At 68.6% G+C, this 25480-nt stretch carries 21 protein-coding genes; 9 read left to right on the top strand and 12 right to left on the bottom strand.

Annotation, left to right across the window (positions count from 1 at the left end; genetic code table 11):
- Window positions 1–6: 6 nt before the first annotated feature.
- Entirely contained in the window at window positions 7–2373 is a 2367-nt protein-coding gene (locus BMX32_RS17275; protein WP_170843725.1) for a YadA family autotransporter adhesin, read from the bottom strand.
- 155 nt (window positions 2374–2528) lie between these two features.
- On the opposite strand from BMX32_RS17275, the gene BMX32_RS17270 reads away from it, so the two are divergent.
- Complete coding sequence (locus BMX32_RS17270) at window positions 2529–4334, top strand: ATP-binding protein (protein ID WP_170843724.1); 1806 nt, start codon at window positions 2529–2531, stop codon at window positions 4332–4334.
- On the opposite strand, the gene BMX32_RS17265 is transcribed toward BMX32_RS17270, so the two are convergent.
- From BMX32_RS17265 to BMX32_RS17255, 3 genes are all read right to left on the bottom strand, one after another.
- Window positions 4316–4999: a response regulator transcription factor gene (locus BMX32_RS17265; RefSeq protein ID WP_244511595.1), complete on the bottom strand. Its 684-nt coding sequence runs from the start codon at window positions 4997–4999 to the stop codon at window positions 4316–4318. The genes BMX32_RS17270 and BMX32_RS17265 overlap by 19 nt on opposite strands.
- A 196-nt stretch (window positions 5000–5195) precedes the next feature.
- Complete coding sequence (locus BMX32_RS17260) at window positions 5196–5783, bottom strand: YceI family protein (protein ID WP_089981150.1); 588 nt, start codon at window positions 5781–5783, stop codon at window positions 5196–5198.
- 70 nt (window positions 5784–5853) lie between these two features.
- Window positions 5854–6447, bottom strand: coding sequence for a malonic semialdehyde reductase (locus tag BMX32_RS17255; protein WP_089981148.1), 594 nt, complete (start codon window positions 6445–6447; stop codon window positions 5854–5856).
- A 138-nt stretch (window positions 6448–6585) separates the two neighbouring features.
- Between BMX32_RS17255 and BMX32_RS17250 the strand changes: the two genes are divergently transcribed.
- Window positions 6586–7551: a mitochondrial fission ELM1 family protein gene (locus tag BMX32_RS17250; RefSeq protein WP_089981146.1), complete on the top strand. Its 966-nt coding sequence runs from the start codon at window positions 6586–6588 to the stop codon at window positions 7549–7551.
- Between the two features lie 23 nt (window positions 7552–7574).
- Here BMX32_RS17250 and recG read toward each other — a convergent pair whose 3' ends face one another.
- The 4 genes from recG to rpoZ all read right to left on the bottom strand — a co-directional run bounded on the left by recG (window position 7575) and on the right by rpoZ (window position 12771).
- Entirely contained in the window at window positions 7575–9671 is a 2097-nt protein-coding gene (gene recG, locus BMX32_RS17245) for an ATP-dependent DNA helicase RecG (protein WP_211664252.1), read from the bottom strand.
- A 37-nt stretch (window positions 9672–9708) separates the two neighbouring features.
- Window positions 9709–10092 carry a RidA family protein gene (locus BMX32_RS17240; protein WP_089981143.1) on the bottom strand — a complete coding sequence of 128 codons (384 nt, stop codon included), beginning with the start codon at window positions 10090–10092 and terminating at the stop codon, window positions 9709–9711.
- Window positions 10093–10191: 99 nt separating this feature from the next.
- Window positions 10192–12372: a RelA/SpoT family protein gene (locus BMX32_RS17235; protein WP_089981140.1), complete on the bottom strand. Its 2181-nt coding sequence runs from the start codon at window positions 12370–12372 to the stop codon at window positions 10192–10194.
- Window positions 12373–12480: 108 nt separating this feature from the next.
- Window positions 12481–12771, bottom strand: coding sequence for a DNA-directed RNA polymerase subunit omega (gene rpoZ, locus BMX32_RS17230; RefSeq protein WP_089981137.1), 291 nt, complete (start codon window positions 12769–12771; stop codon window positions 12481–12483).
- A 176-nt stretch (window positions 12772–12947) separates the two neighbouring features.
- On the opposite strand from rpoZ, the gene BMX32_RS17225 reads away from it, so the two are divergent.
- On the top strand, window positions 12948–13784 hold the full coding sequence (locus tag BMX32_RS17225; protein WP_089981134.1) for an MlaA family lipoprotein: 837 nt from the start codon (window positions 12948–12950) through the stop codon (window positions 13782–13784).
- A gap of 45 nt (window positions 13785–13829) precedes the next feature.
- Here the strand turns inward: BMX32_RS17225 and prmA are convergent, their stop codons facing one another.
- Window positions 13830–14729 carry a 50S ribosomal protein L11 methyltransferase gene (prmA, locus tag BMX32_RS17220; RefSeq protein ID WP_089981132.1) on the bottom strand — a complete coding sequence of 300 codons (900 nt, stop codon included), beginning with the start codon at window positions 14727–14729 and terminating at the stop codon, window positions 13830–13832.
- A gap of 100 nt (window positions 14730–14829) precedes the next feature.
- On the opposite strand from prmA, the gene BMX32_RS17215 reads away from it, so the two are divergent.
- The 3 genes from BMX32_RS17215 (at window position 14830) to purH (ending at window position 17771) form a co-directional block, all read left to right on the top strand.
- Window positions 14830–15654 carry a zinc-ribbon and DUF3426 domain-containing protein gene (locus BMX32_RS17215; RefSeq protein WP_089981130.1) on the top strand — a complete coding sequence of 275 codons (825 nt, stop codon included), beginning with the start codon at window positions 14830–14832 and terminating at the stop codon, window positions 15652–15654.
- Window positions 15655–15876: 222 nt separating this feature from the next.
- Window positions 15877–16110, top strand: a complete 234-nt coding sequence (locus tag BMX32_RS17210) for a helix-turn-helix domain-containing protein (protein WP_089981129.1) — start codon at window positions 15877–15879, stop codon at window positions 16108–16110.
- Window positions 16111–16181: 71 nt separating this feature from the next.
- Window positions 16182–17771, top strand: coding sequence for a bifunctional phosphoribosylaminoimidazolecarboxamide formyltransferase/IMP cyclohydrolase (gene purH, locus BMX32_RS17205; RefSeq protein WP_089981127.1), 1590 nt, complete (start codon window positions 16182–16184; stop codon window positions 17769–17771).
- Window positions 17772–17835: 64 nt separating this feature from the next.
- On the opposite strand, the gene BMX32_RS17200 is transcribed toward purH, so the two are convergent.
- Entirely contained in the window at window positions 17836–18825 is a 990-nt protein-coding gene (locus tag BMX32_RS17200) for a bile acid:sodium symporter family protein (RefSeq protein WP_089981125.1), read from the bottom strand.
- Between the two features lie 104 nt (window positions 18826–18929).
- Between BMX32_RS17200 and BMX32_RS17195 the strand changes: the two genes are divergently transcribed.
- Window positions 18930–19808: a LysR family transcriptional regulator gene (locus tag BMX32_RS17195; RefSeq protein ID WP_244511594.1), complete on the top strand. Its 879-nt coding sequence runs from the start codon at window positions 18930–18932 to the stop codon at window positions 19806–19808.
- Window positions 19809–19851: 43 nt separating this feature from the next.
- Window positions 19852–20550 (top strand): glutathione S-transferase, encoded by a 699-nt coding sequence (locus tag BMX32_RS17190; protein ID WP_089981119.1) that lies wholly within the window; start codon window positions 19852–19854, stop codon window positions 20548–20550.
- A gap of 58 nt (window positions 20551–20608) precedes the next feature.
- Here BMX32_RS17190 and BMX32_RS17185 read toward each other — a convergent pair whose 3' ends face one another.
- Window positions 20609–21127, bottom strand: a complete 519-nt coding sequence (locus tag BMX32_RS17185) for a DUF2782 domain-containing protein (protein WP_244511593.1) — start codon at window positions 21125–21127, stop codon at window positions 20609–20611.
- A gap of 94 nt (window positions 21128–21221) precedes the next feature.
- Between BMX32_RS17185 and polA the strand changes: the two genes are divergently transcribed.
- Window positions 21222–23957 carry a DNA polymerase I gene (polA, locus tag BMX32_RS17180; protein ID WP_089981117.1) on the top strand — a complete coding sequence of 912 codons (2736 nt, stop codon included), beginning with the start codon at window positions 21222–21224 and terminating at the stop codon, window positions 23955–23957.
- A gap of 20 nt (window positions 23958–23977) precedes the next feature.
- On the opposite strand, the gene BMX32_RS17175 is transcribed toward polA, so the two are convergent.
- A complete protein-coding gene (locus tag BMX32_RS17175) occupies window positions 23978–25468 on the bottom strand; it encodes a hypothetical protein (RefSeq protein ID WP_139206780.1) in 1491 nt (496 codons plus the stop codon).
- Between the last annotated feature and the right edge of the window lie 12 nt (window positions 25469–25480).

Raw genomic sequence — 25480 nt, 5'->3', positions numbered from 1 at the left:
GCGCGGTCACAGATCGACGCCGAAGCCGACGCCCGCCGAGTTTTCGGAGCCGCTGAAGGCGCCGCCGATGCTCATGCGCGTGCGCTCGCCGAGTTGCGTGGCATAGCCGAGCGACAGCGCCTTCTGGCCTCCCTGCACACCGGCACCGACCGCGATGCGACCCGCGGACGACGTCGCGCCGGCGGCGTTGATCGCCATCTGCGTGCTCGCCGCACTCATCGCGCCGATGCGATCCACGCGGCGGTCCACTTCCCGGAAGCGATCGTCGTATTGCGAGAAGCGCTGATCGGTGTAGCGCTTCGCGGCGTCGAGCGTCGCGCGGTCGCCGGTGTCGGCATAGCTCTTCGCACTCTGCAGCGCCTGATCCACCTGGCCGACATTGGCCGCGTCCGTCGCCGCGGTACCCGCGGCGACCTGGGTCACGCGGCGCTGCTGGCCCACGTTGCCGACGGACACCGTGTTCGCCTCGTCGGCGACGGAACCCGCACCCAGCGCGACGCTGTTCCCGGCCGTGCTGGACGCACCCTGCCCCACCGCCGTGCCGGAAGCGGCACTGACGTGCGTGTCCGCACCGACCGCCACGGCGTTCGTCGCCGCCGCGTCGATCGTCGCGTTACTGCCCACGGCCGTGCTGCCGTCCGCGCTCACCGTGGCACCGGTGCCGATGGCGGTATCGCGACCGTCGCGCGCCATCGCACCCTCGCCGAGCGCGAGACCCTTGCCTCCGCCGTGCCCGGGGTCGCCATGACCGGGGCCGCCATGGCCCGGGCCACCGTGGCCGTCGTCGTTCTGCAGTTCCCGGATATCGTGCAGCGCGCCGCTCAGGGAGACGTCCAGCGCTTCCAGCGCGCGACCGACGTCGGCATACGGGTTGCCCTGGACGAGATACGTCGGCGCCGTGAACGTGCCGCCCGCGTACGAGGCGCCGCCGCCGAACGCCGCCGCGATGGCGAGGCCGTTGAGTTCGGCACCGCCCGACACCTCCTGCAACGCGCTCGTGAGCTGCCCCACGTTGACCGCGTCGTTCGTATCGATGCCGGCGCGCACGTTGGCGATGCGACGCGTGATCGCGTCGTGCGTCGTGCCTTCGCCGTCGACCCAGGCCGTCGCCGCACCGACGGACACCGTGTCGTCCGCGTCCGCCAACGAGCCCGCGCCGAGCGCGACGCCGTTGGCGCCGAGCACCAACGTGGAGCGACCCAGCGCCACACCGTTGCCGAACGCCTGCGCCCGGTCGCCGACGGCGATCGCATAGTCGGCGTACTCGAACGGACTGGCGTCCAGCGTGCCCGGCAGGTCGTCGCAGATCATGCAGGGCAGGTCGCCGCCACCGTCGTCCGGCGGCATCGGTCGCTGGCCGCCGGTCCGCGCGTTCGTACCGAAGGCGATGCTTCCGACGCCGTAGGCCTGCGCGCCGAATCCCGCGGCGCTCGAATCGGCGCTGTTGGCACGGGCCGCGCCGATCGCGATGGAGTTGTCGCCCACCGCCGTGGCCGCCGCACCCAGCGCCGCCGCGACGCTACCCGTCGCCTGGGCGGCATAGCCGACCGCGGTCGACGAGCCGAACGCACCCGTGGCGAGCGCGTTGGCGCCCACGGCGGTCTGTCCAAAGCCGTTCGCGCGGGTGCCCACGCCCACCGCCAGCGTCCGCTCGCCTGCCGCCTGGGCACTGTAGCCGATAGCCTGCGCGAAGATGCCGTCCGCCGAAGCGAACTGGCCGATCGCCATCGACGCCGGACCGATCCCTTGGGCCGACAGGCCGACCGCCATCGACTGGTCGCCATCCGCGTGCGCACCGGCACCGACGGCAAGGCCGAAGTCCGCCGACGCGCTGGCGCCCGCGCCGACCGCGACCGCCGCGTAACCGGTCGCGCTGGTGGACGCGTCGACCAGATAACCGTCCGCATCGGGCACCGCCGCCGAGCCGCCCAACGCCATCGCGCCGGTGCCGCTGGCGAGGCTGCCGTAGCCCAGCGCTACACCGCTGTCGCCCGTCGCGGTGGCGAACGCGCCGACCGCCGAGGCACCGACGCCGCTGGCGAGGCTGAAGCCGCCCATGGCCACCGTGTAGTCGGCGAGCGACTGGCTCGCATAGCCCACGGCGCTGCTGGCGAGCCCTATCGCGCTGCTGGCCGCGCCGATGGCGACGCCGTCGCTGCCCGGCGCGACCAGGGCGTCATCGCTCCCGTCACCCGCGCCATCGACGGCGACGTACTCGCCGCCGGTCGCCGCCACGGCCGCGGAGGAGGCCGGTTTCGTCGTCGCCACGGCCGTGGGCGTCTTCACTTCGTCTGCCAGCGCCAGCGCCGGCAGCGCTGCCGCGATCGCCATTGCAATTCGCAGGCGCCCGAACGTCACATATGGATGTCTCACGTTTTCGCTCCCCAAGGAATGCATGTGGCGCCAGCCGTCTTCCCCCCGGATCCCTTCCACGCACCGGCGCCGACTGTCCTGATCGACCGGCGTTGCGCCGGTGTCGGGGCATCGTAGGTTTGTCATCCTCCCGTCACACGCACCCACGGTCACCAATGCTCACCGATCCTCACCAGACGTCGGCACGACCCGTCCACGATGCGCTGCGCGTCTTCGTGCGCTGGCTGCGCGACGTTCCCGTCGACGATCCCGTCGAGCGTCGCCACGCGCCCGTGCTGCAGTTCCTGATGCTTTTCATCCTCGCCACGGTGCCCGCGAACTGGTGCTATCACCTCGCGATCGTGCGCACGCCGATGCGACGCGACGTGATGGTCGACGTCGGCGTGGACGTGCTCGTCTGGGGTGCCGCGGCCCTGGCCCTATGGTTGATCCGGCGCGGCGCCCTGCGTCGTGCGACGCTGGTGTTCACCGGCGCGATGCTCGTGTCGCTGACCACGATGTATCTCTCCATCGGGCTCACGCGCCAGCTGCTCGACCAGACCTATCCGGTGCTCACGATCGTGCTGGGCGGGCTCGTGCTCGGCCGGCGCGAACTGTGGACGATCTACCTGCTGCTGATGGCGATGTTCTGCGTCGGCGGACTCGTCGACGTGGTGCAGCTGTCGGAGCGTGCCTATCCGCGCCCCTGGATCGGTGCGGCCAACCTGCCCTCGCTGGCGATCAGCTACTTCGCCATCACGTTCGTCGTCGACCGCTGCGTCGCCGCGTTGCGCGGCGCGCTCGACGAGTCGCGCCGCCTGACCCGCGCGCTCGCCGCCAGCAACGCCACGCTGCGCGACGAGATGGCGGCGCGCGAACACGCGCAGGAAAACCTCCTGCACGCGCAGAAGATGGAAACCGTCGGCCGCCTGGCGGGTGGCGTGGCGCACGACTTCAACAACGTGCTCGCCGTCATCGAGGGTTACACGGAACAGGCGCGCGACGCCCACGAACCCGAGCGCTTGCGCGAGTCGGTACGCGGCATCGCCGCGGCGGCGCAGCGCGGCGCGGCCGTGAGCCGCAAGCTGCTGAGTTTCAGCCGGCGCGAGACGATCCGCCCGGAGGTGTTCGATGTGCGGGCGGCGATGCGCGAGATCGCGCCGATGCTGCGGCAGCTGTTCGGCGATGGCCATCGGGTGAAAATCGACGACACGCTCGATGCGTCGACGCACGTGTGCATCGACCGCGGGCAACTGGAGCTTTCCCTGCTCAACATCGCCGCCAACGCGCGCGACGCGATGGCGGCGCACGGCCGCTTCGGCGTGACGCTGTCGGCGCTTCGCCATGCGGACACCGACGGCTTGCTCGTGGAACTGCACGACGACGGCGAAGGCATGACCGAGGCGACACGGCAGCGGATCTTCGAACCCTATTTCACGACCAAGCCGGCAGGCTCGGGTACCGGGCTCGGCCTCGCCGTGGTGCGCGATGCCTTCAATGCGGTCGGCGGATGGGTCGACGTGGCGAGCGAGCCCGGTGTCGGCACGCATTTTCGCCTGTGGCTGCCCGTGGTCGCGCCACCCGAGCCGGCGCAGGCCGACCACGCGGCGGTGCGCGTGCTGCTCGTCGAAGACGACGGCGAGCTGCGCGACCTGCTGCTCGACGCGCTGGACGAGGCGGGGTGCGTCGCGATCGCGACCGACAACGCGGTCGATGCGCGACGCATCCTGTGCGACGCCGGGGACTCGCTCGAAGTGGTGGTCAGCGACTGCCACCTTCCGGGCACGGAGCACGGCCGGCTCGGGTGGCTCGACGACATCGATCTGCCGATCGTGCTGATTTCCGCCAGCGTGGATGCCGAGGCGCGCCGGTTGCAGGATGCCGGGCGCCGGGTGAGCTGCCTGCCGAAACCGTTCGCGGCCGCCGCGCTGGTAGAGCGCGTGCGCCGGATGGCCGCGACGCGTCAGGCGAGCATGACGTAACCGGTACCGCGCACGGCGCGCAGGGGCAAGGCTTCGCCGGTGCGGTCGGCGATCTTGCCGCGCAGGCGGTGCACCAGCACTTCGAGCCGGTGCGGGTCGAAGTCGTAGATGTCGTCGGTGAGCGCGGTGACCATGTCGTCGCGACGGACCACCGCGCCGGGCGAGGCCATCAGCAGGGCGAGCACCTTGCGTTCCGCATCGTTCAGCGCGATGCGGCAATCCTGCGGTGACACCAGGCACCAGCCGCTCGCGTCGAGACGCCATCCGCCGCCGGACATCGGCGCCTCCGGCCGGAGCCGGCGTAAAAGACTGTGGAGCGTTGCGGCGAGTTCGCCGAGGTCGACGGGCTTGGCGAGATACGCGTCGGCGCCATCGTTGAGACCGCGGATGCGATCGGCACTCTCGTTGCGCCCGGTCAGCATGACGATGCCCACGTTCGACTCACGCCGCAGCCGCTGCGCGAGTTCGAAGCCACTGGCATCGGGCAGTCCGACGTCCAGGATCACGATGTCGAACGAGCCGCGCGCCATCGCGTCCGCGAGCGCGGCCGCGCTACCCAGCGCCTCGCAATCGAAACCGTAACCGCGCAGCCCGGGTACGAGGATGCGGTCGCGCAACGCCGGATCGTCTTCGACCAGGGCGATGCGAGGCGGCGTCGGCGGCATGATGGGTATCATCGATACCCCGATAGTAGCGGCGTCGTCTGGAAAAGTGGGCGTGCGGTCACGCCGTGGTGGGAGCCGGCCTGCTCGTGATGGATGCTTGCCGCGAGCACCCTTCGCCAGCAGGCTGGCTCCCACCGGAACAAAAAAAACCCGCGCCATGGCTGGCGCGGGTTTCTTGCTCGCGACGTAGAGCGGCTTACTTCTTGGCCGAGGCGTCGTGCGCTTCGGTGGTGATGCGGATGGTGATCTCGTCGCCGACGTTCGGCACGTAGGCACCGACGCCGAAATCGGAACGCTTGATCTTCGCGGTGGCATCGAAGCCGACCGTCTGGACCTTCATCATCGGGTGCGGGCCGACCTTGTTCAGCGTGACGTCGAGCGTCACCGGCTTGGTCACGCCGTGGACGGTGAGGTCGCCCGTGACCTTGAGCTTGCCCTTGCCGGCTTCCGTGACCTTGGTGCTCTTGAACGTGACGTTCGGGTACTTGGCGGCGTCGAGGAAGTCGGCCGACTTCATGTGCTCGTCGAGCTTCGGCACGAACGTGTCGAGGCCGGTCAGCGGCAGCGTGGCTTCGACGGTCGACTTGGTCGGGGCGGCTTCGTCGTAGACGAGCGTGCCGTCCACCTGGCCAAGGTTGGCCGACGGGTTGGAGAAGCCGAAGTGGTTCCAGCTGAACAGGACCATGGTGTGGCCCGGGTCGAGCTTGTACGTGACGGGAGCGGCGGCGGCGGTGCCGGCGGCGGCGAGCAGGCCCGCGAGGGCGACGTAACGGAGAGCGCGCATGGTGAATCTCCTGCAGTGAGAGTGGGTACTGCCAGACAACAGCGGGACCGGGGTCGCCGCGGGAAAAGGATCAGAGGATCTGCGCGGCCTCGTCGAAGTCGAGGCGCGGGTTGCGGGGGTGCAGGCCATTGGCGAGGTCGCCGTAGCCGATGTTCACGAGGAAGTTCGACCTGACCTGGGTGCCGGCGAAGAACTCGGCGTCGACGCCTGCCTGGTCGTAGCCCGACATCGGGCCGCAGTCGAGCCCCAGCGCGCGGGCGGCCATGATCACGTAGGCCCCCTGGAGCGAACCGTTACGGGTGGCGGTCGCCTGCACGAGCGCCTCGTTGCCGACGAACCAGCTGCGCGCGTCGGCATGCGGGAACAGCTGCGGCAGCTTCTCGTAGAAGGCGAAGTCGGTGGCGATGATCGCGGTTACCGGGGCCGCCATGGTCTTGGCGGCGTTGCCTTCGGACAGGTACGGGTGCAGGCGCTGCTTCGCATCCTTCGACTTGACGAAGACGATGCGCATCGGGGACGAGTTCGCCGAGGTCGGGCCCATCCTGGCGAGATCGTAGATCTGCCGGAGCTGCTCGTCGGTCACTTCCTTGTCCAGCCATGCGTTGAGGGTACGCGCGCTGCGGAAGAGCTGGTCGAGGGCGACATCGTTCAACGGAGAACTCATGGATATCCTTGTACAGTGACAAAAGGCGCCGGGGGACCGGCATCCCGACAGTGTAAGCGCCACGACGCCCTTCGTGGACCGGTCAGCCAGGGAACGAACTGTGCCGAAATCGACAACAATCGCGAATCCGGGGGTGCCATGAACGGCTTGCCTGCGAATTCCTGCTGGGTGGTGACCGATGGCGCCGCCGGCAACCGGCGGCAGGCGCTGGCCCTCGCGGAGGCCCTGACGCCGGGGATCCGCGAACTCGCCGTCGAACTGCGCGCGCCCTGGTCGTGGTTCGCGCCGCGGTTGTTGCCGGGAGCGCGCATGGCGCTGGGGCGCGGCGACGACGCCCTCCTGCCGCCATGGCCCCAGCTCGTGATCGGTTGCGGCCGCCATGCGGCATGGGCGACCCGGCAGATCCGCCGCTGGTCGGCGGGGCGCACGCTCGCGGTGCAGATCCTCGACCCGCGGCTCGATCCGTCGCACTGGGACCTCGTGATCGCACCGCGACACGACCAGTTGCATGGCAACAACGTGCTGAGCCCCCTGGGCTCGCTGAATCCGATCGACGATGCATGGCTCGAGGACGGGCGGAGCGCGTTCGCGCAGTTCGCGAACCTCCCCGGTCCGCGCCTCGGTGTGCTGATCGGCGGGGAACGGCGCGGTACGCCGCTGGATGCGAACGCGGTCGACGCATTCGCCGCCGCGGTGCGGGTCCGCCATGCGGCCGACGGCGGTTCGGTGCTCGTGGTCGTGTCGCGTCGGACGCCCGCGGCGGTCCTGCCCCGGCTGCGCGAAGCGTTCGCGGGATTGCGCGGCGTGGTGTGGACGGGCAGCGCCGATGGCGCGAATCCGTACCCCGGCATCCTCGGCTGGGCCGACCGTCTCGTCGTGACCCCCGATTCGGTGAACATGCTCTCGGAGGCGTGTGCCACGGGGCGGCCGGTGCATACGATCGTCGCGGCCCCCTTGCCGGAAAAGCTCGGGCGATTCCACGCGGAGCTGCGCGCGGCCGGACTGCTGCACGACATCGACGCGCGGACGGAAGCGCGCCAGCGACCACTGCGGGAAACGGCGACGATCGCGGCGGAGGTGCGGCGACACCTCGGGTTGGCCTGAAACCGGTGGGAGCCAGCCCTGGATCAGGCGTCGACGTAACGGGCGGCGTCGCCGACCCAGCGGGCGATCAGGCGTTCGCAGCGGTCGGGGTGGTGTTTCATCATGGCTTCCGCCACGCGCTGCACGTCGGGCATCAGATGCGCGTCGCGCGCGAGATCGGCGATGCGGAACTGGAGCTGGCCCGTCTGGCGGGTGCCGAGCACTTCGCCGGGGCCACGCAGTTCGAGGTCCTTCTCGGCGATGCGGAACCCGTCGTTCGTTTCCCGCATGACCTGCAGGCGCTCCTTCGCCAGCCGCGACAGCGGCGTCTGATAGAGCAACACGCAGTTCGACGCCACGGAGCCGCGACCGACGCGGCCGCGCAGCTGGTGTAGCTGTGCCAGGCCAAGGCGTTCGCTGTTCTCGATCACCATGAGGCTCGCGTTGGGCACGTCCACGCCGACCTCGATCACGGTCGTGGCGACCAGCACCGCGAGTTCGCCGGCCTTGAACGCATCCATGACGGCCTGTTTTTCCTTCGGCTTCATGCGGCCGTGGATCAGGCCCACCGCGAGATCGGGCAACGCGGTGGTGAGTTCGGCGTGCGCCACTTCGGCGGCCTGCGCCACGAGCTGTTCGGATTCTTCGATCAGCGTGCACACCCAGTAGACCTGGCGACCCTGCAGGCAGGCGGCCTCGATGCGCTCCATGACGTCGTAGCGACGCTCGTTCGAGATCGCCGCCGTCTGCACGGGCGTGCGCCCGGGCGGCAGCTCGTCGATGGAGGAGACGTCGAGGTCGGCGTACGCGCTCATGGCGAGGGTGCGCGGGATCGGCGTGGCCGTGAGCACGAGCTGGTGCGGAATCAGGTCGCCCTCGGCGCCCTTGTCGCGCAGCGCCAGACGCTGGTGCACGCCGAACCGGTGCTGTTCGTCGACGATGACGAGGCCGAGCTTCGCGAACGCGACGCCCTCCTGCATCAGCGCGTGCGTACCGACCACGACGTGCGCGCTGCCACTCGCGGCGTGACCCAGCGCGGTCTTGCGCGCCCTGCCCTGCACCTTGCCCGCGAGCCACTCGACCGTGAGCCCGAGTGGCTCGAGCCACGCACGGAAGTTGCGCAGGTGCTGCTCGGCAAGCAACTCCGTCGGCGCCATCAATGCCACCTGGTAGCCGGCTTCCACGGCGGCGACGGCGGCCAGCGCCGCGACGACCGTCTTGCCGCTGCCGACGTCGCCCTGCACGAGGCGCAGCATGGGATGCGCACGTACCAGATCGCGCGCGACCTCTTTCGACACACGTGTCTGCGCACCCGTGAGCGGAAACGGAAGCCCCGCGAGCAGCCGCTCGCGAAGCGTGCCCGCGCTCTTCAGCGCCGGCGCCTTGCGCTCCTTCACCGCCGCGCGCATGCGTCGCAACGTGAGGTGCTGCGTCAGCAGCTCTTCGAACGCGAGGCGCTTCTGCGCGGGATGGCCGCCTTCGCCGAGCTGGCGCAGATCGACCTCCGGCGGAGGCCTGTGCACGTAGAGCAGCGCGTCGCGCAGCGACGTCATGCCTGGCGGCAACGCGATGCCGTCCGGCAGCAGTTCGAGGCGATCGTCCGCGGGCAGGTACGCGAGCGCGCGCGCGACGACGCCGGCGAGGCGTTTCGCACCGAGGCCTTCGGTGGTTGGGTACACGGGCGTCAGCCGTTCGTCGACGACGACCGGATCGTCCGCCTCGATCCGCTGGTACTGTGGATGCACCATCTCCAGACCCTGCGGCCCCTGGCGCACCTCGCCGAACACGAGAAGACGGGTGCCCTTCGGCAGCTGGTCGACCTGCGACTTGCGGAAATGGAAGAAGCGCAGCAGCAACGCGCCGCCCGATGCGTCGCCGAGGATCACCTTCAGCTGCGGACGGAAACGAAAGCCGCGCTCCACGAAGTCGACGGTGCCTTCGACCTGCGCGCGATCGCCCGGGCGCAGGTCCGCGATCGGCACTACGCGCGTGCGGTCCTCGTAGCGCAGCGGGAGATGGAACCAGAGGTCCTGCACCGTCCGGATGCCGAGCCGTCCCAGCGCCTCGGCGAGCGCTGGCCCCACGCCGCCGAGCGACGTCAGCGGCGTGCGGCCGGGATCCGCGGGCGGCGAGGCGACGATCGGAGCCGGACGACGAATCACGGGATCGCGCGTGTCCTTACGGCAGGACGAGGATCGCGTCGACTTCGACCTGCGCGGCCTTCGGCAGACCCGAGACTTCGATCGTGGAACGCGCGGGGTACGGCTGCTGGAAGTATTCGGCCATCACCGCGTTGACCGCGGCGAAGTTGCCGAGATCGGTCACGTAGATGCCCACGCGCACGATGTCGGACAGCTTGCCGCCCGCCGCCTCGGCCACCGCCGTGAGGTTGTCGAACACGCGGCGCGTCTGCACCGTGATGTCGCCCTCGACGAGGTTGCCCGTCGCGGGATCGAGCGGAATCTGGCCAGAGAAGTACACGGTGTCGCCGGCGCGCACGGCCTGCGAGTACGGACCAATGGCGGAAGGCGCCTTGTCGGTGGCGATGGTGCTGCGGGTCATGGGGGTGTCCGTCGGGGAATCTTCCCGAAGTCTAGCCATCCTGGCCAGCGATGGCGACCGGCGGCGCGCCCTGCGCGCGAAACGCTGGCCGCCGCCGCCTTACAGCGGGTGGCGGTAGACGCCGCTGACGACACCGGTGCGACGCACGCGGCGCATGACGTCGGCAAGGTGCTTGCGGTCCTTCACCTCGATGGCGAAGAGCAGCGTCGCCGCCGTGCTGTCGCGTTCGATGTACTCGACGTTCTCGATGTTCGAGCCCGCGTCGGCGATGGCCGCCGCCACGGTGGCCAGCACGCCCGGACGGTTGAGCACTTCGATACGCAGTTCGGCGCGGTAATCGCCCGACACGTCGCGATCCCATTCGATGGCGACGATACGCTCCGGCGTCTTGCGGAACTCGGCGACGTTGGGGCACTCCACGCGGTGCACCACGATGCCCTTGCCCGACGAGAGGAAACCGACGATCTCGTCGCCCGGCAGCGGATGGCAGCAGTTGCCGAAGCTGAGAACACCGCGTTCGGCGCCGCTGATGCGGATCTTCTCGGCGGTGTGCTCCGGCTGCGATTTCGTCGCGGTCTCGCGCGGCCCGAGCAGCCCGACGAGCTGCGTCGCCACCTGATCGGCGAAGCGGTTGCCGAGCGCGATCTCGGAGAGCAGTTCTTCCAGCCGCTTGAGCTTCGCTTCGTCGAGGAAACGATCGAGCGTCGCGGCGGGAATGGCATCGAGGCTGAGGCCGCGCGCGTCCAGGGCGCGATCGAGCATGCGGTGGCCGAAGTCCACCGCGTCCTCGTGCTGCAGGTGCTTGAGGTACTGGCGGATCGCGGTGCGCGCCTTGCCGGTGACCACGGCTTCGAGCCACGCGGGATTCGGCACCGCGGACGGCGCCGTGATGATCTCCACCTGTTGGCCGGAGACCAGACGCGTACGCAGCGGCACGAGCTTCTTGTCGACGCGCGCGGCCACGGCGTGGTCGCCCACGTCGGTATGCACCGCGTAGGCGAAGTCGAGCGCGGTGGCATTGCGCGGCAGCGAGAAGATCTCCCCGCGCGGCGTGAACAGGTACACCTCGTCCGGGAAGAGGTCGATCTTGACGTTCTCGAGGAACTCCGACGCGGACGGCGTGTTCGCCTGGCTGTCGGCGAGCGCGGAGAGCCACTCGCGGGCGCGCGCCTGCGCGCTGTTCGCGGGGCCGGAGTCGCTCTTGTAGGCCCAGTGCGCGGCCACGCCACGCTCCGCGACCGATTCCATCTCCGACGTGCGGATCTGGATTTCGATCGGCGCGCCGAACGGACCGAGCAACACGGTGTGCAGCGACTGGTAGCCGTTGCCCTTGGGAATGGCGATGAAATCCTTGAAGCGGCCGTCCACCGGCTTGTACAGACCGTGCACTGCGCCGAGCGCCATGTAGCAATGCATGGCCGAGTCGGTGATGACGCGGAAACCGTAGACGTCCATCAGCTGCGCGAACGACTTGTGCTCGCTGCGCATCTTCGAATAGATGCTCCACGCCGACTTGATGCGGCTGACCGCGCGGCCCGGGATCTTCTCCGCGGCGAGGCGGCCTTCGAGCGCCATCTCGATCTTCGCCATCGCTTCGCGACGGTTGCCGAGCGCGGCGCGGATGCGCTCGCCGATGATGCGATGACGATCCGGATAGAGCGCCTTGAAGCCGAGGTCCTGCAGTTCGGCCTTGAACTTGTTCATGCCGAGGCGCTGCGCGATGGGCGCGTAGATCTCGAGCGTTTCGCGCGCGATGCGCCGGCGCGAGTCGGAATCCTTCGCGCCGAGCGTGCGCATGTTGTGCAGGCGGTCGGAGAGCTTGATGAGGATCACGCGCAGGTCGCGCGCCATCGCCAGCAGCATCTTGCGGAAGCTCTCGGCGTCGGCTTCCGCGCGGCTCGAGAAGCGCATCTTGTCGAGCTTGGTGACACCGTCGACGAGTTCGGCCACGGTCTCGCCGAAGGCGCCCGCGAGCTCGGCGCGCCCGAGGCGCGTGTCTTCCAGGGTGTCGTGCAGGATCGCCGCGATGATCGTCTCGGCGTCGAGGCCGAGATCGGCCAGCACGTGCGCGACGGCGACCGGATGGGTGATGTACGGCTCGCCGGACTTGCGCGTCTGGCCCTCGTGCGCCGCGGCGCCCACGAGAAACGCGCGACGGATGCGCAGCACCTGCTCGTGCGGCAGATACGCGCCCACGCGATCTTCCAGCGCCTGCACATACGGAGGCACCGGAGCATCGTCGACCACGTCGGTCAGTTTTTTCGCGGGAATCACTTCCATGGGAGGAACCACCGCCTCAGGCGGCGCCTCCCGCGCGCGGCTTCAGCAGCCGCGCCTCAACGTGCGCAGGGTACGGATGAAGGCAGGGCCGACAGCGACCCGGCGTCATCAGTCATCTCCGCCCTTCGAGAGGTCGTCGTCCACTTCGGTGGCGGCCCACTCGAGGGCTTCGCGCTCGGCACGCTCGCGGGCGACGCGGTCGATTTCGTCGATCATGTCGTCGTTGACACGACGCGCGGCGATTTCGCGCAGGGCCAGCACCGTCGGCTTGTCGTTGTTCGGATCGAGCGTCGGCTGGGCACCCTTCGACAGCTGGCGGGCGCGCTTGGTCGCCATGAGCACGAGCTCGAAGCGGTTGTCGACTACCTCAAGGCAGTCTTGGACAGTAATACGGGCCATTTCAAATCCTTGACAATAAAGACACTTCTGACCACGCAGTTTACCGGTCCGGCCCGTTGGCTGGCAATCGGGGGACGGGTATCATGCGCGGTTCTGACCACCACGGACGGCTCTTAGTGCAAATAATAATACTGCGCGGTACAATAAAGCACCGCCCCACCCCCAAAGCCGCGTCGATGCACCCCACAACCCTGAACCGGATCGCCAGGATCGCCCGCACCACCCTCGGCCTCGTGGCCGTGGCGCTGCTCGCGGCCTGCCATGTCGCGCCGCCCCGCACGGACGACCCGAACGAGAAGCTCAACCGGAAGGTGTTCGCCTTCAACGACAAGCTCGACAAGGCGGTGATCCGCCCGGTCGCGGTCGGCTATCGCAAGGTGACGAACCCGCCCGTACGCACGGCGATCAGCGATTTCTACACGAACATCCGCCTGCCGATCACCGTCGCGAACGATCTGCTCCAGTTCCGGCCCAAGCAGGCGCTGCAGACCAGTGGCCGCTTCGTCGTGAACCTGACGATCGGGTTCCTGGGCTTCAAGGATCCGGCGAGCCTGCTCGGCATCCCGATGGAGCAGAACGACTTCGGCGTGACCCTGGCGCGTTGGGGCGTGCCCGAGGGCAGCTACCTCGTCCTGCCGTTCGTCGGTCCGACCACGGTCCGCGACGTCTGGCGCCTGCCGGTCGACAGCTACTTCTTCGATCCGCTCAGCTATTACGGTCGCAACCACGACTTCAAGTACGGCCAGGAATACATCCCGCAGGTCCTCTACCTCGTGACCCTGCGTTCCCGCGGTATCGATGCGGAGAGCTTCCTCGCGTCGGCCTACGATCCCTACGTGTTCGTGCGGGACGCCTACCGTCAGCAGCGCCTCTACAACATCTATTACGGCAACCCTCCGGCCGAGGCCATCGAAGAGATGCAGGGCCTGAACGACGACCAGGGCTTCGACCCGGACAAGCTCCTCCAGGAGCAGCACTCCTGGGAAAAGAAAAACGACCAGAAGGTCGAGTGAGAACGAGGGCCCTTCGGGGCCCTTTTTCTTGGGCCGCTCCTACATTCAGCTCTTGCGGCGCCCGCTGATCCGGACCCAGTCCTCCAGCGTGCGCACCTCGAGGTCCTCGAACCACTCGGCGTAACGTACGAGCAGCTCCTCGTGCTGACCATGGAGGATGCCGGAGAGCGCGAACGGCGCGCCCGGTTTCACCGCGGCCGCGAACGTCGGGGCGAGTTCGCCCAGGGGGCCGGCGAGGATGTTCGCGACGAGGATGTCGGCGAGGCCGGCGGGTGCCTCGCCCGGGAGGTAGACCTCGAGATCGGCGTCGACGCCGTTCCGCTCCGCGTTGTCACGGGAGGCGATCAGAGCCTGCGGGTCGTTGTCGATGCCGACGGCGTGGGGCGCGCCGAGCTTGAGCGCGGCGATGGCGAGGATGCCCGATCCGCAGCCGTAATCGAGGAGCGTCTTGCCCGCCATCTGCTGGCCGTCGAGCCATTCGAGACACATCGCCGTGGTCGGGTGCGTGCCCGTGCCGAAGGCGAGGCCGGGGTCGAGCCGCACGACGACGATGTCGCCGTCTTCCGGCGGATCGATGTTCCACGGATACACCCACAGCCGGCGGCCGAACGGCATCGGCTTGAACTGATCCATCCACGCGCGCTCCCAGTCCTGGTCGTCGACCACGCGCCAGGCGATCTGCGCCGGCTCGATGAACGGGAGGTCGTCCGCGATGGCCGCGGTGAGGCCGCGCTTGTCGGCGTCGGCGTCGAACAACGCGTTGAGCACGATCTGGTTCCACAACGGGATCTCGCCGACGCCGGGCTCGAAGATGGCCTCCTCGTCCGGCGTTTCGGCGTCGGCGTCCTGCAGCGTGATGGACAGCGCGCCGAGATCCTCCAGCGCGGTTTCGACGCGCGGTTGTTCGGCGGCGCGGATCGTCAGGGAAAGTTCGAGCCAGGGCATGGAGGGGCCATCAGGAAAACGGAGCCTGCGATTCTACAAGGGACACGCCTCCGGCACCGGATCGCGCGCACGGACGCGACGCGGCCGCTATGATCGGCCGATGTATACGCAGTGCCCCGAGTGCCTCACCGTCTACAAGCTGGAAGCCGAACTGCTCGTGCCCGCGTGCGGATGTCTTCGCTGCGCGCATTGCGAGGCGGTATTCAACGCGCTGGGCACGCTCGCCGCGCAGCTGCCGCCGGAACCGTTCACGCGACTCGAGGAGCACGCGCTCGACCGGGATCCGCCGCTGGCCGGAGTCGCGGTCTTCCGGCCACGCCCCGAGCCCGAAGAAACCGCCGTCGCCGCCGACCCGGACGACGAGGAGCCGGCGACCGTCGCGACCGTCGAAGAGACCGGCGAGGATTTCACGCAGCTGACCTTCACGCCGCGCTTCGCGCGACCGAAGCGCCGCTCGTGGCGCACGGCGGCGTGGGTCGGCACGTGCGCGGTGCTCGTGCTCGGCCTCGGCGCACAGCTGGCATGGGCGAAGCGCGACGTGCTCATCGCGGATCCCGCGGTGGGGCCGCTGCTGGCGAGCGGCTGCGCCGTCGTGGGTTGCCGGTTGCCTCTCGTCGCGGCGCCATCGCGACTGCGCCTTCTCGCCCGCGACGTCGAGCAGCATCCGTCGGTGACGGACGGCCTGCTGATCACTGCGAGCGTGCGAAACGATGCCGCGTTCGCCCAACCGTATCCGATCGTCACCATCGTCCTGTCCGATGCCGCAGGCCGTCGCCTCGCGATGCGTCGCTTCCAGCCTGAGGACTATGTCGGCGACGCGAGTGCGCGTGCGCGTGGCCTGCCGGCGGGTGCGACGTCGGCGATGGTGTTCGAGGTGCAAGACCCGGGCCAGAAGGCCGTCGCCTTCGCCTTCAGCTTCGACTGAGCCGTTCGAAAAAATTTCTTTTTGCAAGCCTGCAATTCGTTCCCGGGGGCGAGTACACTCGGTCCCCTTCGCGACTTTGCGACTCCCCGGCAGGGCGAGCCGAGGGCGCACCCAAGCGACCATACGAAACGAACCGACCGGTGCTCACGTTCCGGCCTGCGAGAGGGAAATGCCTTGAACGCTGTGAGACTGACTGCTGTCGAGGCTGCCAACGAAACCTCCATGCAGAGTGCGCTCAGCGAATGCGTCAGCCGAACGGTACGTCGTTACCTGGCCGACATCGGCGACACCGAGTTCGGCGAGGGGCTGCACGCCCTGGTCATCCGCGAAGTCGAAGGCCCCCTGCTGCGCGAAGTGCTCGCCTTCCACGAAGGCAACCAGAGCCGCGCCGCCGCCGCGCTCGGCATCAATCGTGCCACCCTCCGCAAGAAGCTCGCGGCCCACGGCATCTCCTGATCCGTCGTGCCACCGGATCGCCCGGACGTCCGGGCGGCTATAATGGCGCGCTTTCCTCCCCGGAAGTGCCCATGCCCACGCCCGATCTCGTTCCCGTCCGCCGCGCGCTCGTCAGCGTTTCCGACAAGCAGGGCCTGACGGACCTCGCCCGCCGCCTCGTCGCCGCGAACGTCGACATCCTTTCCACCGGCGGCTCGGCGAAAGCGCTGCGCGACGCGGGTATCCCCGTGCGCGACGTGGGCGACCTCACCGGCTTCCCCGAGATCATGGACGGCCGCGTGAAGACGCTGCACCCGAAGGTCCACGGTGGCCTGCTGGGTCGCCGCGGCACCGACGACGCCGTGATGGCCGAACACGGCATCCTGCCGATCGACCTGCTGGTGCTGAACCTGTATCCGTTCGAACGCACCGTGGCCGATCCGGCGTGCTCGCTCGAAGACGCGATCGAGAACATCGACATCGGCGGTCCGGCGATGCTGCGCGCGGCCGCGAAGAACTGGAACGATGTCGGCGTGCTGACCGATCCCGCGCAGTACGATGACGCGCTCGCCGAGATCGAAGGCAAGGGCGGCCTCACGCGCGCCACGCGTTTCCGTCTCTCCGTCGCCGCGTTCAATCGCGTGTCGAACTACGACGGCGCGATCAGCGACTACCTCTCCGGCGTCACGCTCGACGACACGCATACGCGCGTCGCCGGTCGCAACGAGTTCCCGGAGCAGTCCAACGGCCGATTCGTGAAGGTGATGGACCTTCGCTACGGCGAGAATCCGCACCAGGCCGGCGCGTTCTATCGCGATCTCTACCCCGCGCCCGGCACGCTCGCCACGTTCCGCCAGCTTCAGGGCAAGGAACTCTCGTTCAACAACATCGCCGACGCCGATGCGGCATGGGAATGCGTGCGCCAGTTCGACGCGCCCGCGTGCGTGATCGTGAAGCATGCGAACCCGTGCGGTGTCGCGGTGGCCGCCGATCCGCTCGCGGCCTACGAGCTCGCCTACGCCACCGACCCCACCTCGGCGTTCGGCGGCATCATCGCGTTCAACCGCCCGCTCGACGCGGAAACGGCCCGCACCATCCTGAAGCGTCAGTTCGTGGAAGTGCTGATCGCCCCGCAGGTCGACGCCGGCGCGGTCGACGAAGCCGCGAAGAAGGCGAACGTGCGCGTGCTGGAGATTCCGTCGGGCGACGGACGCAACACCCACGACGTGAAGCGCGTCGGCTCGGGCCTGCTCGTGCAGACGGCCGACCATCGCCAGGTGCAGCGCGACGAACTGAAGGTCGTCAGCAAGCGCCAGCCCACGGCGGCCGAACTCGACGACCTCCTCTTCGCCTGGCGCGTGGCCAAGATGGTCAAGTCGAACGCCATCGTCTACGCGAAGGACAACCGCACGATCGGCATCGGCGCCGGCCAGATGAGCCGCGTGGTCAGCGCGAAGATCGCGGGCCTCAAGGCGGAAGAAGCCGGGCTCGTGGTGCCGGGCAGCGCGATGGCGTCGGATGCGTTCTTCCCGTTCCGCGACGGCATCGACGCGGCGGCCGCGGCGGGCATTCGCGCGGTGATCCAGCCGGGTGGCTCGATGCGCGACAGCGAGGTGATCGCCGCCGCCGACGAACACGACATGGCGATGGTGTTCACGGGCGTGCGTCACTTCAGGCACTGACTCGAGACTCATCGCCAGCCGGCTGCCTCCCGCCTGCGCGGAGGGGAGACAGCCGACTGGCGATTCAGCGCGCGACGGCGTCCACGCGTGCGACAGCCTCGTGGCGCATTGCATAACGCCGCGCCAGCACCGCGCACGTCATCAGCTGGATCTGGTGGAACAGCATGATCGGCAACACGATGAGGCCGAGCGGATGCCCCGCGAAGATCACCTTCGCCATCGGCACGCCCGCGGCCAGGCTTTTTTTCGAGCCGCAGAAGACGATCGTGATCTCGTCGTCCTTCGCGAAACCGAGCGCCCTCGCGCCATAACGCGTGATCAGCAACGCGGCGGCAAGCAGGATGCCGTTCACGACGAGAAGCCCCGCCAGTACCGGTAACGGCAGCTGGTTCCACAGTCCCTGCAGCACGGCCGCACTGAACGCGGTATACACGACCAGCAGGATCGATCCGCGGTCGACGTACGTGAGCATCGCGGCGTGGCGCGTCACCCAGCCCCCGATCCAGCGCTGCGCCACCTGGCCGGCGATGAACGGAACGAACAGCTGAAGCACGATCGTGCCGACTGAGTGCCACGACAGGCCGCCTTGCCCCGCGTCGGCGACGATGACGCCGACGAGCAGCGGCGTGACGAAGATGCCCAGCAGGCTCGAAGCCGAGGCGGACACGATCGCGGCCGGCACGTTGCCGCGCGCGATGGACGTGAACGCGATCGACGACTGCACCGTCGACGGCAGCGTGCACAGGAACAGCACGCCGAGGTAGAGATCGGGCGTCACCAGCGGCGCGAGCACTGGCTTGAGCAGCAGCCCGAGCGCCGGGAACAGAAGGAAGGTGCTGGCGAGCACCGTCAGGTGCAGGCGCCAGTGGCTCATGCCCGCGACCACGGCGGTGCGCGACAGCTTGGCGCCATGGAGGAAGAACAGCAGCGCGATGGCGAGGTCGGTCACGACGCCGAACACGCCGGCGATCGCGCCGCGGCAGGGCAGCAGGCTGGCCAGCACCACCGTGACGATCAGGGACAGCGTGAAACCGTCGGGGAAGAAGCGACGCATGGCGAACGGCCGGTATCGGGGATGCACCTATTGCACCGCCGCACCATCCATAGCGCAAATCGTTTTATCTGATTCGGTGATACATTCTGATTATGAATGTATCGATGCGCCAGCTTCGGGCCTTTCTCGCGGTGGCCGGTCACCGGCACTTCCGCCGCGCGGCGGACGCCCTGCACCTTACCCAACCCGCGGTAAGCCGCCTCATCGCGGATCTCGAGGGCGAACTCGACGTGCGCCTCTTCGATCGCAGCACGCGCGAAGTGGTGCCGACGGAGGCCGGCCGCTACCTCGAGCAGGCCCTGTCCCGCGTGCTCGACGAACTGGACGGCGTCCTCGCCCACGCGGTCGCGCAGGCGGACCCGTTGCGCGGCCGCGTGCGGATCGCGGCCGTGCCCACGCTCTCCGCCGGTCTCGTACCGTCCGCCATCGCACGCTGCGCCGTCGATCACCCCGCGCTCGACATCCTGCTGCGCGACCAGACGCAGGCGCAGGTGCTCGACGCCGTCCGGGGCGGCGAGGTCGACTTCGGCCTGTGCGTGGAGCCAGCCACGGCCGAGGAATTCGACGCGGAGACCATCCTGCGCGATCCCTTCGTGCTCGTCTGCCGCGCCGATCACGCCTTCGCCGCCCGGCAGGGCGTCACATGGAAGGGGCTCGCGAGCGAACCCCTGGTCCTTCTCGACCACGCCTCGGGAAGCCGCCGTCTGATCGACGCCGCCTTCGCCACGCGCGGCATCGATGCGCACGTGGCGCTGGAGGTCGGCCATCCGCACACCGCGTTCCGCATGGTGGAGGCCGGGCTGGGCGTGACGGTCACGCCCGCGCTGTCGCTCGACGCGCTGCGGCCCGGCCTCGTCGCATTGAAACTCACACCGGAAGTCCGACGCGACGTGACGCTCGTGCGCCGGCGTGCGCGTTCGCTATCGCCGCCCGCGCAGACCGTCTGGGAGTCGTTCCGGGCCCTCGCGCTCACGCTGGCTTGAGAAACGCGCGGGCACGCTTGCCCTTTCACGGCGGGAGGTGGCGATGAGTTACCAGCTCTACTACTGGACGGGGCTGCAGGGGCGCGGCGAGTTCGTGCGCCTGTGCCTGGAGGACGTCGCGGCACCGTACATCGACGTGGCGCGGGTGGAAGGCGACCAGGCGATCGCGCCCTTTCTCGACGGCGAACACACCGGGGCCCTGCCCTTCGCCCCGCCCTTCCTGAAGACGGGCCGGCTGGTCATCGCGCAGGTAGCGAACATCCTGCATTACCTCGGGCCGCGGCACGGCCTCGTGCCCGAGGGCGAAGCCGCGGCGCTCCATGCGCACCAACTCGAGCTGACGATCACCGACTTCGTCGCCGAAGTGCACGACACCCATCATCCGGTGTCGACGGAGCAGTATTACGAAGACCAGCGCGACGAAGCGAAGCGGCGTTCGAAGGATTTCCGGGAGCACCGGATACCGAAATTCCTCGCCTACTTCGAGAAGGCCATCGATCGCGGCGGGAGCCGGTTTCCGCTACGGCAGCATTCGTACGTCGACCTGTCGCTGTTCCAGGTGATGGCGGGGCTGGACTACGCCTTCCCGAAGGCCATGGCGAAGCAGAAGGTGCCGCTGCTGCGCGACCTCGCGAAGCGCGTGGCCGACCGGCCGAACATCGCCGCGTACCTCGCTTCCGAGCGCCGCGTGCCGTTCAGCACGAACGGCATCTTCAGGCACTACCCCGAGCTGGATGGCTAGGACAGCGGTGGGAACCAGCAGGCTGGCTCCCACCAGAGCGTGACGTGCCCCGGAAGGCTCAGTTACCGTCGGCCGGCTTCGGTGCCTTGCCCCATTCGTACACCTTGTAGTTCACCGGACGGATGCCTGACGAACTGGTGCCCGTGCGCTTGCCGTCCTCGTCGACGTTGTAATACTGCGGCACGCCGTTCTTCGGCGTCACGACCACCTGGTAGAGCTTGCCGTTCTGGCGGAACTCCTGGACCTGGTTGTCGCCTTCCATGTGCACCTGGACGTCCGGAATGCCCTGATCGGGAGCGCCCGGGTCGGGCAGGTTGGCCGCCGTCACGCGGGAGCCCTGCGCGTCCGACGTCGCCGGCGTGGACTTGTACATGTCGGGGTCGGTGGCCTGGTCGTACGGCACCGGTCGCGGAATCGGCTTCTGCCCCGAGCGGTCGGGTTCGCCCGCTTTCACGCCCGGGTCGTTCAGCGCGGGTGGCGGCAAGGTCTTCAGCTTCGGATCGCTCGCCGTCTGGGCGGCGGCGGGAAGCGCCAGCGCCAGGGCGAGTGCGGCGACGAGGGCGTGCATGCGATTCATGGGAAGTCTCCGTACGGGGAGACGAGCATAGCAATTCCCACCCCCGCGGCCACGTGAACGGACACCCCGCGCGCGGCCATGAGAGAATCCGGGGATGCCTACGCTCACGCTCATCGACGGGTCGTCGTACCTGTATCGCGCGTTCCACGCGCTGCCTCCCCTGACCAATACCTTCGGCGAGCCCACCGGCGCGCTGTTCGGCATCGTCAACATGCTGCGCACGACGATGAAGGCCGGGTCCGACTACGTGGCGTTCGTGTGCGACGCACCGGGCCGCACCTTCCGCGACGACCTGTACCCCGCGTACAAGGCGAACCGGCCGTCGATGCCCGACGACCTGCGCGCGCAGATCGACCCGATGATGAAGATCGTCGGCGCGCTGGGTTTCCCGATCATCTGCGTGCCAGGCGTGGAAGCCGACGACGTGATCGGCACGCTCGCCGTGCAGGCCGCTGCGCAGGGTATCGACACGATCATCTCCACCGGCGACAAGGATTTCGCGCAGCTGGTCGGCGCGCACATCGTGCTGATCAACACCATGTCGAACTCCACGATGGACATCGACGGCGTCATCGAGAAATTCGGCGTGCATCCCGAGCAGATCGTCGACTACCTCACGCTGATGGGCGACAGCATCGACAACGTGCCGGGCGTGGAGAAATGCGGTCCGAAGACGGCCGCGAAATGGCTCGGCGAGTACGGCACGCTGGACGCCCTGTTCGCGAACGCCGACAGGATCGGCGGCAAGATCGGCGAAAACCTGCGCGCGGCGATTCCGCGCCTGCCGCTCTCGCGCGAACTCGTCACCATCCGCACCGACGTGCCGCTCGAACACGGCCCCACCGACCTCGCCATGCGCGAGCGCGACGTCGACGCGCTGCGCGAACTGTACGCGCGCTACGACTTCAAGGCCGCGCTGAAGGAGCTGGACGCCGGCGGCGAACCGGCCGCGACCCCCGCCCCCACCGTGGCGGCACCGGCACCGGCACCGGCGGCGGCACCGCTCGACGCCGCGCTCTCGGCGGAAGGCGAATACGAACTCGTGGTCACCGAGGAACGTCTCGCCGCCTGGCTCGAGAAGCTCGAGACCGCGCCGCTGATCGCGTTCGATACCGAGACGACCAGCATCGATGCGATGCGCGCGGACATCGTCGGCCTGTCGCTCGCGGTGGAACCCGGCAAGGCCGCTTACGTGCCGCTGACCCACGACTATCCGGGCGCGCCGCGGCAGTTGTCGCCCGAGCACGTGCTTGGCGCGCTGAAGCCGATCCTGGAAGACCCGACGCGACCCAAGGTCGGCCAGCACGGCAAGTACGACATCAACGTGCTCTCGCACTATGGCATCGCGTTGCGCGGGCTGAAGCACGACACGATGCTGGAGTCGTACATCTACAACGCCACCGCGACGCGCCACGACATGGATTCGCTGGCGCAGCGCTACCTCGGCTACACCACGATCAAGTACGAACACGTGGCCGGCAAGGGCGCGAAGCAGATCCCGTTCTCGCAGGTGGACTGCGACACGGCCTGCCGCTATGCCGCCGAGGATGCCGACATCACGCTGCGCCTGCACCAGGCGCTGTGGGCGAAGCTCGAGGACGAACCGTCGCTGCGCGCGGTGTACACCGACATCGAGATGCCGCTCGTGCCGGTGCTCGCGAAGATGGAACGCACCGGCGTGCTGATCGACGCCAACGAACTTCGCAAGCAGAGCCAGCAGCTCGGCAAGCGCATGGTCGAACTGCAGTCGCAGGCGTACGCGTCGGCCGGTCACGAGTTCAACCTCGACTCGCCGAAGCAGCTGCAGGCCGTGCTCTTCGACGAACTGGGCCTCGCCGCGAAGATCAAGACGCCGACCGGACAGCCCTCGACGAACGAAGAGGCGCTGGAGGCGATCGCGGACACCCACGAGTTGCCGCGCCTGATCCTCGAATACCGCGGCCTCGCGAAGCTCCGTTCGACGTACACCGACAAGCTGGCGGGCATCGTCAATCCGCGCACGGGCCGTGTGCACACCAGCTACCACCAGGGCGCGGTGGCGACGGGCCGCATCAGTTCGTCCGATCCCAACCTGCAGAACATCCCGGTGCGCACGGAAGAAGGCCGGCGCATCCGCCAGGCGTTCGTGGCGCCCGAGGGCTGGCGCATCGTCGCGGCCGACTATTCGCAGATCGAGCTGCGCATCATGGCGCACCTGTCGAACGACGAAGGCCTCGTGCGCGCGTTCCGCGAAGGCGGCGACGTGCACCGCGCCACGGCGGCGGAAGTCTTCGGCGTCACGCCCGACGAGGTCACGCCGAACCAGCGACGCGCGGCGAAGGCGATCAACTTCGGCCTGATGTACGGCATGAGCGCGTTCGGCCTCGCCCGGCAGCTCGGCGTGGATCGGGGCGAAGCCTCCGATTACATGGGCCGCTATTTCTCCCGCTATCCCGGCGTGCGCGCCTTCATGGACGCGACGCGCGAGCAGGCGCATCGCGACGGCTACGTGCAGACGTTGTTCGGCCGTCGGCTGTATCTGGAAAACCTGAAGTCGCGAAACCCGTCGCATCGTGCCGGTGCGGAACGCGCGGCGATCAACGCGCCCATGCAGGGCACCGCCGCGGACATCATCAAGCGCGCGATGATCGCCGTCGCCGGCTGGATCGAACCGCGCGACGACGTGCGCCTGCTGATGCAGGTGCACGATGAACTCGTCTTCGAAGTGCGCGCCGACGCGGTCGACGAGATCCGCGCGGGCATAGAGACGCACATGACCGGCGCGGCCGAACTCAGCGTGCCGCTACAGGTCGACATCGGCGTGGGCGCGAACTGGGACGAGGCGCACTGAGCGCCCCGCCCCTCCGCGCGTCAGTGTCCCGACGACGGCTCACGCACGGGCGCCGGTAACGGCGCGCCCGTGTACTGGTTGAAACGCCGTGGCTGACCCGGCAGGCGAAGCAGCATCGGCGGCGCCTGATTCGCCGGCCCGGTGGCCGCCCACCACAGCTTCAGCGCCTTGAACGAAAACACTTCGTCGAAGTCGGTGGCGAACGAGCCAGGGTCCATCGCCACGTTGCCCTTGCGGTTCTGGAACCACTTCATCCATTCCTTCGACCCCGGTGCCGGGGAGCAGATGAGGTTGCCGTTCGGATCCAGCTTGCCGGTGTCCCCGCAGGTCTGGAAGTAAGGCGGCTGGTTCGTCGCGAACGACGGCAGCAGGAAGCTCGGCATGCGATGCAGGTCGTTGTTCCACTGCGCCGTGCTGTGACAGCTCATGCAACTGGAATCGGGCTCGTTGCGCATCACCTTGCCGTTCACAGCGATGTCGTTGCGCCCGCCGTCGTTCGGTCCGGAGAGACGACCGCCCCAGCCCAGCGTCTGCGTCGCATACAGCGGCGCGGCCGGATTGTTCCAGTTCTCCTGCAAGGGCATGCCCGCGCGCGTGGCCTGCGGATCGTTACCCCACTGCACGCCGAGCGGCACCATCCGGTCCCATGCGTCGCCCGGCACGCGGCTGTCGTAGACGAGCGTCATGAACACCCAGCCGGTCTGCGGCGACGCGCGCGAGTCCTTCACGATGATGTCGAACTGCGCGACGTAGCCCGGCCACACCTGCGGCGCACCGGTACCCGATGGATCCACCGTCACGTACGTGGGCCACTCCTGCGCGCCCTTGAGCGCCGTCCACCAGTCCCTCGGCATCTTCGGATCGGTGGAACCGAAGATCGCCGCCTTGACGATGATCGAGCCCTCGGCGAACTGCGACGGTCCCGTGCTGAGGTTCGGCTTCATGGCCGAATCGCCCCAGAACGTGTGCATCGTATACGCCGCCCGTGCGTCGTAATAGGTGAGCACGTGCGTCTGGAACGTCGTCCGCAGGCCCGTGCCCGGAAAGATCGCCGGCCCGAACTGCCCCGCTTCGTACGTGCCATGGATCGACTCGCGCAGCGAGCCCAGCCACGGCTCGTTGTACCAACCGGCCTTCGCGGCATCCCACGTGTCGTAATGCATGATGAGCGACCGCGCATTCGCGCTCACGGCATCCTTCAATGCCTTCGCGTACGCGGGAGCGTTCTGCGTGGTGATGGCGCCGTTGCCGATGGCGACCTGCCACGGCGCCGAGGCAAGCGGCGGCAAGGCGGTCGGCCATGCGTGGTTGAGCCTGAACAGCGGTCCCGCGTACTGGTTCTTCGGCGGAATCATCCCGTTGTTGTCCTGAAAGGGCTGCGCGGCACGCAACACCTCCATCGTCGGCAGCGGCTTCGCCTGGAACGCCGTCTGCGCGGGAATCGCCTGCGCCGCGATCATGGCGCCCATCAACACCAGGCCGGATCCCATCCAGCATGTCGTCCGATTCATGTGACTCCTCCA

It is taken from the genome of Luteibacter sp. UNCMF331Sha3.1 (assembly GCF_900109915.1).
Classification (GTDB): Bacteria; Pseudomonadota; Gammaproteobacteria; order Xanthomonadales; family Rhodanobacteraceae; genus Luteibacter.
This window is presented reverse-complemented; position numbering and strand designations above follow the sequence as displayed.

What these genes read in the sequence shown, in the direction of transcription:
- BMX32_RS17235 (WP_089981140.1), bottom strand. Translation starts at nt 12,372, where the DNA reads ATGGAAGTGATTCCCGCGAAAAAACTGACCGACGTGGTCGACGATGCT.
- BMX32_RS17195 (WP_244511594.1), top strand. Translation starts at nt 18,930, where the DNA reads ATGCGCCAGCTTCGGGCCTTTCTCGCGGTGGCCGGTCACCGGCACTTC.
- BMX32_RS17265 (WP_244511595.1), bottom strand. Translation starts at nt 4,999, where the DNA reads ATGCCGCCGACGCCGCCTCGCATCGCCCTGGTCGAAGACGATCCGGCG.
- BMX32_RS17210 (WP_089981129.1), top strand. Translation starts at nt 15,877, where the DNA reads ATGCAGAGTGCGCTCAGCGAATGCGTCAGCCGAACGGTACGTCGTTAC.
- BMX32_RS17190 (WP_089981119.1), top strand. Translation starts at nt 19,852, where the DNA reads ATGAGTTACCAGCTCTACTACTGGACGGGGCTGCAGGGGCGCGGCGAG.
- BMX32_RS17250 (WP_089981146.1), top strand. Translation starts at nt 6,586, where the DNA reads ATGAACGGCTTGCCTGCGAATTCCTGCTGGGTGGTGACCGATGGCGCC.
- rpoZ (WP_089981137.1), bottom strand. Translation starts at nt 12,771, where the DNA reads ATGGCCCGTATTACTGTCCAAGACTGCCTTGAGGTAGTCGACAACCGC.
- BMX32_RS17255 (WP_089981148.1), bottom strand. Translation starts at nt 6,447, where the DNA reads ATGAGTTCTCCGTTGAACGATGTCGCCCTCGACCAGCTCTTCCGCAGC.
- BMX32_RS17270 (WP_170843724.1), top strand. Translation starts at nt 2,529, where the DNA reads ATGCTCACCGATCCTCACCAGACGTCGGCACGACCCGTCCACGATGCG.
- BMX32_RS17260 (WP_089981150.1), bottom strand. Translation starts at nt 5,783, where the DNA reads ATGCGCGCTCTCCGTTACGTCGCCCTCGCGGGCCTGCTCGCCGCCGCC.
- purH (WP_089981127.1), top strand. Translation starts at nt 16,182, where the DNA reads ATGCCCACGCCCGATCTCGTTCCCGTCCGCCGCGCGCTCGTCAGCGTT.
- BMX32_RS17240 (WP_089981143.1), bottom strand. Translation starts at nt 10,092, where the DNA reads ATGACCCGCAGCACCATCGCCACCGACAAGGCGCCTTCCGCCATTGGT.
- BMX32_RS17200 (WP_089981125.1), bottom strand. Translation starts at nt 18,825, where the DNA reads ATGCGTCGCTTCTTCCCCGACGGTTTCACGCTGTCCCTGATCGTCACG.
- BMX32_RS17185 (WP_244511593.1), bottom strand. Translation starts at nt 21,127, where the DNA reads ATGAATCGCATGCACGCCCTCGTCGCCGCACTCGCCCTGGCGCTGGCG.
- BMX32_RS17225 (WP_089981134.1), top strand. Translation starts at nt 12,948, where the DNA reads ATGCACCCCACAACCCTGAACCGGATCGCCAGGATCGCCCGCACCACC.
- polA (WP_089981117.1), top strand. Translation starts at nt 21,222, where the DNA reads ATGCCTACGCTCACGCTCATCGACGGGTCGTCGTACCTGTATCGCGCG.
- prmA (WP_089981132.1), bottom strand. Translation starts at nt 14,729, where the DNA reads ATGCCCTGGCTCGAACTTTCCCTGACGATCCGCGCCGCCGAACAACCG.
- BMX32_RS17215 (WP_089981130.1), top strand. Translation starts at nt 14,830, where the DNA reads ATGTATACGCAGTGCCCCGAGTGCCTCACCGTCTACAAGCTGGAAGCC.
- BMX32_RS17175 (WP_139206780.1), bottom strand. Translation starts at nt 25,468, where the DNA reads ATGAATCGGACGACATGCTGGATGGGATCCGGCCTGGTGTTGATGGGC.